General features: G+C 42.5%; 1 protein-coding gene. It reads left to right on the top strand.

The window, feature by feature from the left end; genetic code table 11:
- Positions 1–275, top strand: a 275-nt coding sequence (locus FC90_RS08505) for a DNA/RNA non-specific endonuclease (RefSeq protein WP_162258693.1), incomplete at both ends; no start/stop codon positions are given.

Genomic DNA, 275 nt, shown 5'->3' with positions numbered 1-275 from the left:
AATCCAAAGAACCTGGTAACCCAGACAGAGTTTAGCAATCAAAAAACAATGCAAATTTTTGAAGAAAAGGTCAGGGACTCACTCGCGCAGCATAAAAAAGTGATCTATAAGGTGACACCAATCTTTAGAGGGAACGAATTAATGCCGCGTGGTGTATGGTCGCAAGCAATTTCAACTGATAAGACGCTTAATTTCAACGTCTATATTTGGAATGTTGACCCCGGTATCTCTTTTGATTACACGTCCGGACGTGGCCACAGCGACCCAACTATGCA

The sequence above is a fragment of the Latilactobacillus graminis DSM 20719 genome (assembly GCF_001436415.1).
In the GTDB taxonomy this organism is placed as follows: Bacteria; Bacillota; Bacilli; order Lactobacillales; family Lactobacillaceae; genus Latilactobacillus; species Latilactobacillus graminis.
Note: the sequence above shows the minus strand (reverse complement) of the source record. Positions and strands in the feature narration are given on the sequence as shown.